General features: G+C 62.7%; 10 protein-coding genes and 1 pseudogene. 4 read left to right on the top strand and 7 right to left on the bottom strand.

Annotation, left to right across the window (positions count from 1 at the left end; translation table 11 throughout):
- Together hisS and ETW23_RS14105 are read right to left on the bottom strand one after the other, a co-directional pair.
- Positions 1-1,488 (bottom strand): histidine--tRNA ligase, encoded by a 1,488-nt coding sequence (gene hisS / locus ETW23_RS14115; RefSeq protein ID WP_134830355.1) that lies wholly within the window; start codon positions 1,486-1,488, stop codon positions 1-3.
- A 319-nt stretch (positions 1,489-1,807) separates the two neighbouring features.
- Positions 1,808-2,893, bottom strand: a pseudogene (locus ETW23_RS14105) (IS5 family transposase).
- A 206-nt stretch (positions 2,894-3,099) separates the two neighbouring features.
- Between ETW23_RS14105 and ETW23_RS14100 the strand changes: the two are divergent.
- The 4 genes from ETW23_RS14100 to ETW23_RS14085 all read left to right on the top strand — a co-directional run bounded on the left by ETW23_RS14100 (position 3,100) and on the right by ETW23_RS14085 (position 7,308).
- On the top strand, positions 3,100-4,872 hold the full coding sequence (locus ETW23_RS14100) for an acyl-CoA dehydrogenase (protein WP_134830353.1): 1,773 nt from the start codon (positions 3,100-3,102) through the stop codon (positions 4,870-4,872).
- 56 nt (positions 4,873-4,928) lie between these two features.
- Entirely contained in the window at positions 4,929-5,735 is an 807-nt protein-coding gene (dmdD, locus tag ETW23_RS14095) for a methylthioacryloyl-CoA hydratase (protein ID WP_129370120.1), read from the top strand.
- 151 nt (positions 5,736-5,886) lie between these two features.
- Positions 5,887-6,204 carry a helix-turn-helix transcriptional regulator gene (locus tag ETW23_RS14090; RefSeq protein WP_134830352.1) on the top strand — a complete coding sequence of 106 codons (318 nt, stop codon included), beginning with the start codon at positions 5,887-5,889 and terminating at the stop codon, positions 6,202-6,204.
- Positions 6,205-6,258: 54 nt separating this feature from the next.
- Positions 6,259-7,308, top strand: a complete 1,050-nt coding sequence (locus ETW23_RS14085) for a permease (protein WP_129370122.1) — start codon at positions 6,259-6,261, stop codon at positions 7,306-7,308.
- Between the two features lie 105 nt (positions 7,309-7,413).
- Here the strand turns inward: ETW23_RS14085 and ETW23_RS14080 are convergent, their stop codons facing one another.
- From ETW23_RS14080 to ETW23_RS14065, 5 genes are read right to left on the bottom strand one after another with little or no spacing between them, the layout of a single operon-like run.
- Positions 7,414-9,861 (bottom strand): FAD-dependent oxidoreductase, encoded by a 2,448-nt coding sequence (locus ETW23_RS14080; protein ID WP_134830351.1) that lies wholly within the window; start codon positions 9,859-9,861, stop codon positions 7,414-7,416.
- A gap of 8 nt (positions 9,862-9,869) precedes the next feature.
- Positions 9,870-10,751: a phosphotransferase gene (locus ETW23_RS14075; protein ID WP_134830350.1), complete on the bottom strand. Its 882-nt coding sequence runs from the start codon at positions 10,749-10,751 to the stop codon at positions 9,870-9,872.
- Positions 10,752-10,753: 2 nt separating this feature from the next.
- Positions 10,754-12,289 carry a proline/glycine betaine ABC transporter permease gene (locus ETW23_RS14070; RefSeq protein WP_254695024.1) on the bottom strand — a complete coding sequence of 512 codons (1,536 nt, stop codon included), beginning with the start codon at positions 12,287-12,289 and terminating at the stop codon, positions 10,754-10,756.
- Positions 12,283-12,744: a hypothetical protein gene (locus ETW23_RS25980; protein WP_254695023.1), complete on the bottom strand. Its 462-nt coding sequence runs from the start codon at positions 12,742-12,744 to the stop codon at positions 12,283-12,285. The genes ETW23_RS14070 and ETW23_RS25980 overlap by 7 nt, the downstream gene beginning before the upstream one ends.
- Positions 12,741-13,766 (bottom strand): glycine betaine/L-proline ABC transporter ATP-binding protein, encoded by a 1,026-nt coding sequence (locus tag ETW23_RS14065; protein WP_134830349.1) that lies wholly within the window; start codon positions 13,764-13,766, stop codon positions 12,741-12,743. The genes ETW23_RS25980 and ETW23_RS14065 overlap by 4 nt, the downstream gene beginning before the upstream one ends.
- Positions 13,767-13,859 lie beyond the last annotated feature (93 nt).

The raw sequence follows: 13,859 nt of genomic DNA, 5'->3' as shown, positions 1-13,859 counted from the left end.
TCAGACCTGCCCGTCCAGAATTTCCCGCACCTTGGCGGCCAGTTCCGTGCGCGGCACTTCAAACTGGCTCGGACGTTCCTTCCACTCTTCCAGGGTCGCACTCTCAGCGATCCTGGCACCGAGGATCAGGTCCTTGATCTGCACCACGCCATTGGCTTTTTCATCGCCGCCTTCGATCACGGCCACGGGCGAATTCCGCTTATCCGCATATTTCAACTGGTTGCCGAAATTCTTGGGATTGCCCAGGTAAACCTCCGCCCGGATGCCCGCATTGCGCAGCTCTGCCACCATCGCCTGGTAATCCGCCATCCGGTCACGGTCCATTACGGTGACCACAACGGGGCCGGCAGCCTCCGCCGAAAGCCGCCCCTTGGCATGCAGCGCCGCCAGCAGGCGGTCAACGCCAATTGACACACCCACTGCAGGCACTTCCTGGCCCGTAAAGCGCTTGACCAGCCCGTCATAGCGCCCGCCGCCCGCAACCGATCCGAACTGCCGCTTGCGGCCCTTCTCGTCAAGGATATCAAAGGTCAGCTCCGCCTCAAACACCGGCCCGGTGTAATAGCCAAGCCCGCGTACAACCGACGGGTCGATCTCGATCCGGTCCTTGCCATAGCCGCCCGCGGCCAGCAGCTCGCCGATCTGCTCCAGTTCGGCAATGCCCTCCTGACCCACCGCACTGTCGCCCACCGCAGCACGCAGATTGGCAATGGTGCCCGCCGCCTCCGCCGCCTTTGAGGTCAGAAACGCCAGTACCGGCGCGGCCTGATCATCAGACAGGCCAACCCCGTCGATGAAAGCACCCGACGCATCCAGCCGCCCCTTGGTCAGCAGCTCACGCACGCCGGCCTCACCCACCTTGTCGAACTTGTCGATAGTGCGAAGAACGTTGTCACGTACAGCAGGGTCGTCACCGATCCCCATCACTTCCAGCACGCCGTTCAGAACCTTGCGGTTGTTCACCCGCACCAGATAGTCGCCGCGCGGAATGCCGACGGTCTCCAGCGTGTCCGACAGCATCGCGCAGATCTCGGCGTCAGCGGCCATCGAGGCGGTGCCAACGGTGTCCGCGTCACACTGATAAAACTGGCGGAAGCGGCCCGGTCCCGGCTTTTCATTGCGCCAGACCGGTCCCATCGCATAGCGGCGGTACGGCGTCGGCAGATCATTGCGGTGCTGGGCATAGACCCGCGCCAAGGGCGCCGTCAGGTCATAGCGCAGCGCCATCCAGTCACCGTTTCCATCGTCCTCGGTCTCCTGCCAGGCAAACACACCCTCATTGGGGCGGTCCACATCGGGCAGGAACTTGCCCAGCGCCACAACGGTTTCCACCGCCGCGGACTCCAGCGCCTCGAACCCGTAATGATGATACACACCCGCAATGGCCCGCAGCATCTCGCTGCGCTGGGTCACCTCCGCACCGAAATAGTCGCGGAACCCCTTGGGCGTTTGTGCCTTGGGGCGGGGCTGTTTCTTCACTTTGGCCATGTTCGGCCTCCTCACGGGTAGCGGTTTCACTTGCCCGGCGGTCTAGCGGATGCCAGCCGCAACAGCAAGAAGGAGCCGGGCGCACACAGGAACGCAGGAACCCAACGGCAATAGCGCCGCGCCGCCTTCTTCTGGCGGAAACATCCCCGTCAGAGGCCCGCTGGTCTTCCACCAGGAAAACCCGATCACTGCCGCTGATCTGCTCAATGATCGCGTCCTGCCATGCCACGATGAACACGACCTGCCGGTGTTGCGGACCTCGACGGGCCTTGTTGCACAAATCGGGGTTTGACCGTAGTTTCTCTTTCCCCGGACGGACTTACCCCACGGGCCGCGTAACAGGTATGCCAAGCGCAGTGCAGCCGTTCAGCACGGCGATACGGACCTGCAGCTCGGCGACTTGGCGTTCGAAGTCTCGTGCCATCAAGGATTGGCCAAGGAGTTTGATGCAATTCATCCAATCGCCGGGAAAAGGATCCCCCGGATCCTTTTCTGATCCTCCTCATATCTCGACACGGCTCCGGCGGTGGCAGCCGCTTCACCGTCGCCAGACGGCACGGCCCAAGTACTTCGAGGCTCGCAGCGCTTCGTTGCGGGCGACGGCGCCGGGACCCGTTGGTTTCCAAGGCTTTGCGTTCTTGCGTGGCGGTATGACAGCGGCAGCATTTCGGGCAGCGATTGCCTCGTGGCAATTTCTTGTGCCGCAGGCCCCGCCGGCTGTGACCGGCGCGATGTCCTGATCCGCTCCGGTCTGGTCCAGCAGTTCCGGTAGTATGGGGGCGTCGCCGATATTGCTACTGGTGACATCAACCGCCCGAACTTCCAGCGTTTCCTCATCAATTCCCCTCTCGGGATCATGCTGTGCATGACCCTGACGGCAAGGGATGTGTATCTTGCGCCAGATGCGCCGCTTGGAGCCACCCGCTGCCCGGCAGCACATGCATGGCATGTGCGAGAGGGGGCTTTCGGGCATTCCACTCACCTTCGCCCTCGGCCTTGATCCCGGTGCTGTCCGCTGCCCGGCAGTGCATCACGCAGTGATGTCACGAGAGGGGATCAACAGGTTCAGCGGGCCTTTCCCTCCACGGTAGGGGATAGCCACGTTCAGCTTCCGTCGGCGACGGCACAAGGGGCTGAAGTCCGGGACCGGCCAGTCCAGCCCGACCAGCCGCAGGAGGCTTTCGGCGAACCCAGCCGTCTGTCGCAACGGCATCGCGAACAGCACCTTCATCGTCAGGCAGGTCTGGATTGCGGCATCGCTGAAGCTCGGCTGCCGTCCCGTCGGCGCAGGCCTCCACACCATGTCGGGATCAAACCACACCGTCAGCGAACCGCGCCGCCTTAGTGCCTCATTGTAAGCCGGCCGGTTCGTGGTCTTGTACTTCCTAGCGGCCCAACTGCTCATGGCTCACAGCTAGCATGCTGGTTTCACGCAGTGAATCCCTCGCCCGATTTTTGCAACAAGGCCCCCTGATGGCGTCCGAACCGGTCATTTCATTGTTTGCCAGTGCCAGATGTCACTTTTGGATAGGATTTTGTCCCATATGGACGTGGAGCCGTTGTCAAACAACACGTAGTTGGCGTGAAGGAACCCAAATTCGGAGCAGCAAAATGACCTATCAGGCGCCGGTTCGCGATATCATGTTCAATATCGAGCATTTGTCTGACTGGCCCGGGGTTGCATCTCTGGCGGCTTATTCCGGGATCGAAACCGGGGATATCCAGGCAGCGCTGGAAGGGTTCGGGCGTTTTTGCTCGGACGTAATTGCTCCGCTTTCGGGCACCGGGGACGACACCGGAGCGCGGTTCGACGGTGAAAATGTCGTGATGCCCGAGCCATACCCGCAGGCATATGCGCAATACGCCGGAATGGGCTGGCAAAGCCTGCCGCACCCGGAGGAGTTTGGCGGGATGGGGCTGCCGCGGGCCGCAGGGGCCGCCGCGACGGAGATATTGAACGCAGCGGATATGAGTTTCGGGCTTTGCCCGCTTTTGACCGACGGGGCGGTTGAGGCGCTGTTGCTTACCGGCTCCGGCGCGCAGAAAAAGCGATACCTCGAGCCGATGATTTCCGGCCGATGGTCCGGCACCATGAACCTGACAGAACCCCAGGCGGGCAGTGATCTGGGGCGCGTGCGGTGCAAGGCGGAACCCGGTGCGGATGGTGCGTATTCAATCAGCGGAACAAAGATCTTCATCACCTATGGCGCGCACAGCCTGACCGAAAACATCGTTCATCTTGTTTTGGCGAGAACCCCTGATGCCCCGGCCGGCCCGAAGGGGCTGAGCCTGTTCATTGTGCCGAAATTCCTGGTCCAAGAAGACGGATCGCTTGGCCGGCGCAATACCGTCCAATGTGTCAGTATTGAGCATAAATTGGGCGTCAGGGCGAGCCCGACCGCGGTTCTGCAATTTGAAGGCGCCACCGGTTTCCTGGTGGGAGAGGAGAACCGGGGCCTTGAATATATGTTCGTGATGATGCGGGCCGCCCGGTTTTCTGTGGGCGTGCAGGGGGTTGCCGTATCCGAACGCGCGTATCAGCACGCCTTGCGCTATGCGCAGGAGCGGGTGCAGAGCCGCCCGGTTGACGGCAGCTCCAAGGAGGCTGTGCCGATCCTTCAGCACCCGGATGTGCGGCGGTTGCTGCTGCGGATGCGGGCCTTGACCGAAGGCGGGCGGGCTTTGGCGATGGCCACTGCAGGATGGCTGGACCTGGCGCAGCACGCCGAGGCCGAACGGGCCGGCGAGGCGTCGGAGATGGCCGAATTTCTGGTGCCGCTGGTCAAGGGGTGCTGCACGGAACGGTCCGTGGAAGTCACCTCAATGGGTCTGCAGGTTCATGGCGGCATGGGGTTCATCGAAGAAACCGGGGTTGCGCAATTTTACCGGGATGCCAGGATTCTGCCGATCTACGAGGGCACGACGGCGATCCAGGCCAATGATCTGCTGGGCCGCAAAGTGCTGCGGGACGGCGGCAAGACCGCTCGCCGCTTTGCCGGCATGATCCAGTCGGTCGAGGCAGACTTGTGCAAGGGCAGCGCCAAGGCGCAGCTGGTTGCAGACCGGCTGGGGCAGGCGCGAGGCGCGTTTGAGGCCAGCCTTGCCTGGCTTCTGGAGACCGCGCCCAACGACCCCAATGCGGCTTACGCCGGCGGTGTTCCTTTTCTGATGCTGGCAGGCAATCTTGCCTCGGGCTGGCAGCTGGGCAGGTCGGTCCTGGCTGCTGAATCCAAGCTGGAACAGGGCGAAGACACAGCCTACATGACGCAGAAAATTGCCACCGCAGTGTTTTATGCACAGCATATTCTTGTGGAATGCGGAACCGAAAGCGCCCGGATCATCGACGGCAGCAATAGCCTGTTCGATGCCGGTTTCGAAATCTGAACAATGGAAATTCCCGGCCTGGACAGGGGCCGGACAGTAACGAAAAGGTCAGAACAATGTCGCAAGCAGCCAGTTCGCAAACCTATGAAAAGCTCGCCATTGAGCAGCGGGACAATGGTGTCTTTATTGTCTCGCTCAACCGGCCGTCCAAGCGAAATGCGCTGGATGCTGCCACAATTGAGGAACTCATTTGCTTTTTCAGCGGTGCGCATCGCAACGGCGTAAAGGCAGTGGTGCTGGCAGGCGCGGGCGACCATTTTTGCGCCGGTCTGGATCTGGTGGAACACTGGAAGGAAGACCGCAGCCCGGATGACTTCATGCATGTCTGCCTGCGCTGGCACGAGGCCTTCAACAAGATGGAATACGGCGGGGTGCCGATCATTGCCGCCCTTCAGGGGGCGGTTGTCGGCGGCGGGCTTGAACTGGCCAGCGCGGCCCATGTCCGGGTGATGGATCAGACCACTTATTTTGCGCTTCCTGAAGGCCAGCGCGGTATTTTTACCGGCGGCGGCGCCACCATCCGGGTGTCCGACATGATCGGCAAATACCGGATGATCGACATGATCCTGACGGGCCGGGTGTATCAGGGGCAGGAAGCGGTCGATCTGGGACTGGCGCAATACATCACCGAAGGGTCCAGCTTCGACAAGGCGGTCGAGCTTGCCGATAAGGTCGCGCAAAACCTGCCGCTGACCAACTATGCCATCTGTTCGGCGATCAGCCATCTGAACAACATGTCGGGCATGGATGCGGCCTATGCCGAGGCTGTCGTGGCCGGCGTTGTGAACACGCAGCCCGCAGCGCGCGAACGGCTGGAGGCCTTTGCCAACAAAACCGCCGCGCGGGTGCGGCCCAACAGCTAGGCCGCGTAAACCAGCCGTCAGGCCGTGGCTTTGCACATGGCCTGATGCTGTTGGATAGCGGCCGGTAGCGGCGGGCAGGGGGGCTGTTCACACTTGGTGCTTCGATCGGCTCGCATCTTGACATAACCGGTTTTGTAGTTATTTTGGCATCATGACAATATCAAGCCACAACGCCCGCGCCCTTGCTGCCCTTGGCCACGATGCCCGTCTGGCCATCTTCCGCCTGCTGGTCAAAGCAGGCGAGGGTGGGCTGCGGGTTGGCGAAATTGCCGAACATCTGGGTTTGGCGCCCTCCACTCTGGCGCATCATCTGTCGGCATTGGTGGATGCCAGGCTGGTCGTGCAGGATAAGCGCGGGCGTGAGGTTTTCAACCGGGTAGATTACCCCGTCATGCTTGGCGTGGTGAATTTCCTGACATCCGAATGCTGCACAGGTGTGGCCCTGGCCTCCAGGAAGGAGAGCGCATGAAGTGATATGCTTTCTTTTTCGGCTTTAAATAACTATAAATCCGGTGATTTAGAAATGACAAACGCAACAAACGTTCCTCCAAGGCCAGGTGTATCCCTCTGGCGGTTCTTCCTAGAGCAGCGGGTCTGGTTCGCCTCTGCCGCAATTCTGCTGCTGCTGGCCATTTTTGATCCGGCGCAATCCGCCGGCAGTGCTGTTTTTGCCGGGGCGGCGCTGGCGCATACGGCACCCTATCTGTTGTTTTCCATTGCCATCGCGGCCTGGGCAGGCGCCACCGGTGCAGACAATCTGGTGGCCAAGGCTTTTACCGGCAAACCGCTTCTGATGATTGCGCTCGGCGCACTGGCGGGCGGGTTGTCACCGTTCTGCTCTTGCGGGGTGATCCCGCTCATCGCCGCGCTGTTGTCGATGGGGGTGCCGCTGTCCGCCGTCATGGCGTTCTGGCTGGCGTCGCCGATCATGGATCCCTCGATGTTCTTTCTGACCGCCGGAGTTTTGGGTGTTGAATTCGCGATGGCCAAAACCGCAGCCGCAGTGGGGCTTGGCCTTTTTGGCGGCCTGGTTGTCCATTTGCTGAACCAGAGCGGCGCCTTGAAGGATGCGTTGCGTGACGGTGTCGGAAACGGCGGCTGCGGCGGAGCAAAACTGCGCGCGCCCAAGCCGGTGGTCTGGACATTCTGGACCGAGCCAGAGCGCCGGGCAAAATTTACCGCAACTGCATGGACCACGACGTTGTTCCTGGCCAAATGGCTGCTGCTGGCCTTTATTCTGGAAAGTCTGATGCTGGCCTGGATCCCGGCGGAAACAGTGACCTCCGCCCTGGGCGGCGAAGGGCTGCTGCCGATCATTACAGCAACGCTGGTTGGTGTCCCGGCTTATCTGAACGGCTATGCGGCGCTGCCGCTGGTCGGCGGGCTGATTGAGCAGGGCATGGCGCCGGGGGCAGGCCTTGCCTTTCTGGTGGCTGGCGGCGTGACCTCGATCCCCGCAGCGATGGCGGTATGGGCGCTGGCCCGTCCGCAGGTTTTTGCGCTGTACCTTGGCCTATCGCTCAGCGGAGCCTTTTCCGCGGGGCTGTTGTTCCAGCTCTGGCACGCGGTCTGATCTTGCCAGCCGGGGATGTGCCAGTGCCCTGGGGCGTCCCGCCAAAACCAGCGCGGGCGGGCGGGGCAGTAACCCAGTGGTTTCGCTCCGCCCAGGCGTGCTGCCTCAGGCCTTCACCCGGCTCATCGACGGGTCGTAGAGCGGGCTGAGCTGCACCTTGCAGGGGACCCGGATGGTGGCGGCTTCCAGCTCGTAATTCCCCTTCAGCACATAGCCTGCATCCACTCCTTCGGGATTGCGGATGTAGCCGTAACCAATGGATTGCCCCACCGTGTAGCCATAGCCGCCCGAGCTGAGCCAGCCAACGCGCTGGCCATTCCGGTAGATGGTTTCGCGGCCAAGGAGCACCACACCGGGAGCGGTGGTGAAGCAGGCGAGCATCTTTTTCACACCCTTGGCTTTCTGCGCTTGGGCGGCGGCGCGGCCCTTGAATGGCATGTCCTGCTTCAGCTTTACCGCCCAGCCAAGCCCGGCTTCGAACGGGGTGTGGTCCGGCCCGATGTCGGCCCCCCATGCGCGGTAGCCTTTTTCCAGGCGCAAGGATTCAATGGCGCGGTAGCCTGCGTTGATAAGCCCGTGCGGATGCCCGGCCCGCATCAGCGCGGTATAGACGGTCTGGGCGTATTCCACTGGCAGGTGCAGCTCCCAGCCCAGTTCGCCCACGTAAGTGACGCGCAGCGCCTGAACCGGGCAGCCCGCAATGCCGATGGTTCGGATAGTGCCGAACTTGAAGCCCTCGTTCGAAACATCGTCGCGGGTGACGGTGGACAGGATATCGCGCGCCTTCGGCCCCATCAGCGACAGCACCGCATTGGAGGAGGTGATGTCGAACAGCTGGCAGTTCAGGCCATCGGGGATGTTACGGCGGATCCAGTCGAAATCATGGGTGGCAAAGCCGGTGCCGGTGACGATGTAGAACTCGTCCGGCGCCACGCGGCCCACGGTCAGATCGCATTCGATGCCGCCTTTGTCATTCAGCATCTGGGTGTAGATCAGCGATCCCACCGGCTTGTTGACGTCATTGGCGCAGATCCAGTTCATCGCGGCCAGCGCATCCGGACCTTTCAGCGCGAATTTGGCAAAGGATGTCTGGTCGTACAGCACGGCTGCCTCGCGCGCGGCCTTGTGCTCGCGCCCCACTGCGTCGAACCAGTTCTGGCGGCCGAAGCTGTAGACGTCCTTGGGCGTCTCGCCCCTGGCGGCATCGGCGAACCAGTTCGGGCGTTCCCAGCCGAGTTTCTCGCCGAAACAGGCGCCCTGATCCTTGAGGGTATCGTAAAGCGGCGACTTGCGGCAGGGGCGGCCGCTGTCGTGCTCCTCATGCGGCCAGGCCATGGTGTAATGCTTGCCATAAGCCTCAACCGTGCGGGTGCGGACCCAGTCGGTGTCGAAATGCGGCCGTCCGAAGCGGCGGATGTCGGCGGACCAGAGGTCGAAGGGCGGCTCGCCGTTCTTAACCCATTCCGCCAGCGCCATGCCGGCGCCGCCGCCGGCCGCAATGCCGAAGGCGTTGAAGCCCGCACCGACGAAGAAGTTCTGCAGCTCCGGCGCCTCGCCGATGATGAAGTTGCCGTCGGGGGTGAAGCTTTCCGGCCCGTTGGTCAGCGTCTTGATGCCGGCATGCTCCAGCGCCGGGACCCGGCCAAGCGCCTGTTCCATCAGCTGTTCAAAATGGTCGAAATTGCTGTCCAGCAGCGTGTAGTGGAAGCCCTGGGGGATGCCGTCCTGGGCCCAGGGGATCGGGTTCGGCTCATAGCCGCCCATCACCAGCCCGCCGACCTCTTCCTTGTAATAGGTCAGCCGGTCGGGATCGCGCAGGGTGGGCAGGTTGGACGGCACGCCCTCGAACGGCTCTGTCACCATGTACTGGTGCTCCATCGGCACCAGCGGCACGTTGACACCAAACCGTTTGGCAAAGTTGCGGGTCCACTGGCCCGCGCAGCAGATCACCTTTTCACACTCAATCCGGCCATGTTCGGTGATCACGGCACAGATCTTTCCGTCCTTGATCTCGATATCGGTGACCTTGGTGTCCTCAAATATCTTCGCCCCGGCCATCCGCGCGCCCTTGGCCAGCGCCTGGGTGATGTCGGACGGGTTGGCCTGGCCGTCGGTAGGCATAAAGGCGGCACCGATCACGTCGGAGATATCCATCAGAGGCCACAGATCCAGCGCCTCCTTGGGGGTCAGCAGCTCCATCTCCAGACCAAAGGAATGCGCGGTGGTGGCCTGGCGTTTGACTTCGGTCCAGCGTTCTTCGTTGCAGGCCAGCCGCAACCCGCCGTTCATCTTCCAGCCGGTGCCCAGGCCGGTTTCCTGCTCGATCTTGTTATACAAATCGACCGAATAGCCCAGCAGCTGGGTGATATTGGCGTTTGATCGAAGCTGCCCGACCAGCCCGGCGGCGTGGAAGGTGGTGCCCGAGGTCAGCTTTTTCCGCTCCAGCAGAACGGTATCCGTCCAGCCCAGTTTGGCCAGGTGATAGGCTGTCGAGCAGCCGATGATGCCGCCGCCGATGATGACTGCCTTGGCAGTTGAGGGGAGTTCGGTCATGTCAGTCCTCAGGTGTTTTGAAAGTCGTCAAGTGCGGCGCGCAGGCGCGTGAGGTTCCCGGCGGTGTAGGCCGCATAGTCAAAGTCGATGTCGGAAGTGATTTCCGAGACCATGCTCCACATGGCTTCGCGCAACAGCGAGGCGCATTTCATCGCGCCATAGCGGTGCAGCAGCTCATCCTTCACCGGTGCTTCGAAATAGGTTTCGAGCAGCCATTGCTCCTGCTGCTGCGTCAATCCGTTGTTGGAGGCCAGCCCGCCCAGATCGAACAACGGCGAGTTGAAGCCGGCATAGTCGTAGTCGATCAGCCAGAGCCGCTCTCCGTCATCCAGGAAATTGCCGCACAGCAGGTCGTTATGGCCAAAGACAATGTCAAAGGGGCCGGCGGCCTGTTCCAGACTGTTGCCGATGCCGGCCAGCTCATTGGTCAGCGGTGCATGCGGGCTGTTCTGCTCCTGCAAGGTCGCCGCATAGTCGCGGATCACATGGAAAACCCAGAACACCAATGCCGGACCTCGCAGGTACCGGGGCACATCGCGGTGGCAGGATTTCACCAGCTCCAGCACCCGCGGCAGCATCGCGGGGTCGCGCACGTCCGCTTCGGTCAGGGTGCGGCTTTCGATGAACTCCAGCACTGTCAGGCCGTCTTGGGTGTGAACAACCGCAGGCGACAGGCCGGCGGCATGGGCTGCACGGCTGGCCGCCAGCTCATTAAAGCGCATCACCTGGTGCAGGGGAATGTCATCACCCGCGCGCACCACGTATTTGCCAGCACTGTCCTGGACCAGGCAATTCACATTGGTGATACCGCCGTCGAGCGGCTTGATGTCTATCCCGCCCTGCCAGATCGGCAGGGCACGGATGCGGTTCAGCAGATCGGATTGGCTCATGCTCAGCTCTCCAGTCCAAAGCGGATGCGGGCGCCGCGGGCACCGGCATTGACCAGCCGGTCGGCGATGATGGCGATAAAGGCGATGGCAAGACCTGCCACCAGGCCGCGGCCGGTGTCGGCCTTGGTCAGCGCAATATACACCTCCTGGCCCAGGTCGCGGGTGCCCACCAGCGCGGTGATCACCAGCATCGACAGCGCCAGCATAATGGTCTGGTTGATGCCCAGCAGGATCTCCGGCAGCGCCAAAGGCAGGCGCACCAGGCGCAGAAGCTGCCATTTGGTGCAGCCCGAGACCTGCCCTGCCTCGATCAGCTCGCCGCTGACGCTGCGCACGCCATGAGCCGCATAGCGGACTGCCGGTGCCAGCGCATACAGCACAATGGCAATCAGCGCGGTAAAGTCGCCGACCCGGAACAGCATCACCACCGGGATCAGGTAGACAAAGCTGGGCAGTGTCTGCAGCGTGTCGATCAGCAGGTTGATGGCGATTCCTGCGCGCCGGTTGAGCGCTGCCAGCACTCCCAGCGGCACACCGATCAGTGTTGCCAGGATAACCGAGGCACCGCAGAGATAGACTGTGACCATCGCCTTGGCCCACAGGCCGCTGACCACGATCAGCAGCGACAGCCCGCCGCACAGCAGTGCCAGCCCGACGCCGCCCGCACGCCAGCCGAGCAGCGTCAGCATGGCGATGGCCCAGGGCCAGGGAAGGCCCAGCAGGGTTTTCTTGATCGGCAGCATGAACCAGTGGAGGAAGAAAACCTTCACGGCCTCAAACGCGTCGAAGTAATTCACATTCAGGTATTTGACGGCATCGTTCCAGAAGTCGCCGGTGGTGATGCTCTGGCCGGCCGGATAGTCCAGCAGCAACGGCGAGAAGCGGCCAAGAACCCAGGTGACGGCCAGCAGGGACAGCACCAGCACCGTGCGTTTGTGCCGGGTGGCAAAGGATCCGGGCGGCGTGTGGTGAACCTGGCCCATGCGCTCTGCCAGTGCCTGGCTCAGCCGGTCCACGGCGATAGCCAGCACCACGATGGCAATGCCTGCCTCGAACCCGGCGCCGATGTCGAGCCGGCGCAGCGCGGCCAGCACGTCAAAACCAAGCCCGCCCGCGCCGATCATCGAGGCGATGATCACCATGTTCAGCGACAGCATGATGACCTGATTGACGCCCACCATCAGGCTTTGGCTGGCCGAGGGCACCAGCACCCGCCACATCAGTTGGCGCTGGGTGGTGCCCGCCATGCGGCCGAAGTCGAGGATCTCCGGGTCCACCGCCTTCAGCGCCATAATGGTGATGCGGATCATCGGCGGGGTGGCATAGATGATGGTGGCAACCAGCGCCGAAACCGGGCCAAAGCCGAACATGAACAGGATCGGCACCAGATAGGCGAAGATCGGAATGGTCTGCATCAGATCCAGCACAGGGGAGAGGATGCGTTCGCCCAGCGGATGGCGGTAAGCCCAAATGCCTGCCAGCAGCCCGCCGGCCGCACCGATCGGAACCGCGATGACCACCGAGGCCAGCGTCACCATGGCACTGTCCCACTGCCCGAATACGGCAAGGTAGGCAAAACAGGCCCCGACCAGCGCCGCCAGCCCCAGTTGCGGCAGTAATGCCCCAGCGCGACCGCTGCGGCGGTGACGGCAATCCAGCTGATGGCAGGCAGCAGGACCTGCTGATCCGGGCCGGAACCCAATAGAAAGCCATGCGCAAGCAGGTTCAGCATCAGCTCATAGGGTTGTTCGATCAGCCAGGCGAGGGCGCGGGTGGCATCGGTGAAGGACACCGGGCCGATGGCCGCGTCTTCGACCAGCCAGGTCATGCCTGCGGAGATATGGGTTTTGAACGGGATCACCCATCCTGAGGGCCATTTGACCAGCCAGCGCGCATCCAGCGCCTTGGCCAGGTCGCGGCCGAACCAGCCCAGCAGGATCGTGGCCAGGATCAGCCCCCAGGCGGCGGCTTGTGCCGGCAGGCGCGGCTTCATGCTGCGTCCCCTGTTCCAAACAGCACCCGGGCAACGGCCTGGCGGCCGATACTGCCGACGATCCGGCCGCTGCCGTCACTTACGGGGCGCGGCGCGTCCGCTGCGATAATCTGCTCGGCCACCTCCGACACCCGCGCAGATTGCAGTACCGGGGCGCCTTCGCCGCCGGTGCCGGGGGTCATGATGCCGCCCACTGTCAGCACCTTGGAGCGCGGGATATGGCGGGTGAATTCAGCGACATAATCTGTGGCCGGGTTCAGCACCAGTTCCTCGGGCGTGGCAATCTGGATGATTTCGCCGTCCTTCATGATGGCGATCCGGTCGGCCAGACGCACCGCTTCCTCAAAGTCGTGGGTGATAAAGACGATGGTCTTGTGCAAGCGGGCTTGCAGGCGCAGGAATTCGTCCTGCATCTCGCGGCGGATCAGCGGATCCAGCGCTGAGAACGGTTCGTCGAGGAACCACAGATCAGGCTCTGTCACCAGCGAGCGGGCAATGCCGACGCGCTGCTGCTGGCCGCCGGACAGCTCGCGCGGGAAGTAATCCTCGCGGCCCTTGAGGCCGACCAGCTCCACCACCTCGCGGGCCTTGGCCTCCGCCTCGGCTTTGGGGGCGGCCTGAACCGTCAGCGGGAACATCGCATTCTGCAATACGGTCAGATGCGGCAGCAGGGCAAAGTGCTGGAACACCATGCCCATCTTATGGCGGCGGATTTCGATCAATTCACGCGCGCTGGCGGTCAGCAGATCCACGCCGTCAAACAGCACCTGGCCGCCGGTCGGCTCGATCAGCCGCGACAGGCAGCGCACCAGAGTGGACTTGCCGGACCCGGACAGCCCCATGATGATAAATATCTCGCCTTCGGCAATGTCGATGCGGGCATCGCGAACAGCGCCGATAATACCCGCCTTGCGGATCTCCCCGCCGCTGGGGGACGGGTTGCCGTTCAAAAACGCCTCGGCATTGGCGCCGTAAAGCTTCCAGATATTTCGGCAGGAAAGTTTGGTCTTGGGGGCATCAATGCGGTTCCTGAACCGGTCCGCGGAATGCGGCCGGGCTGATTGACGGGGCAGGGGAAAAGGCAGGGGCCGCCTGAAAGCGTGCAGCAGCCCCGG

It is taken from the genome of Leisingera sp. NJS201, assembly GCF_004535885.1.
Lineage (GTDB): Bacteria > Pseudomonadota > Alphaproteobacteria > Rhodobacterales > Rhodobacteraceae > Leisingera.
The sequence above is the reverse complement of the archived record's forward strand: the minus strand, read 5'-3'. Positions and strand labels throughout refer to the sequence as shown.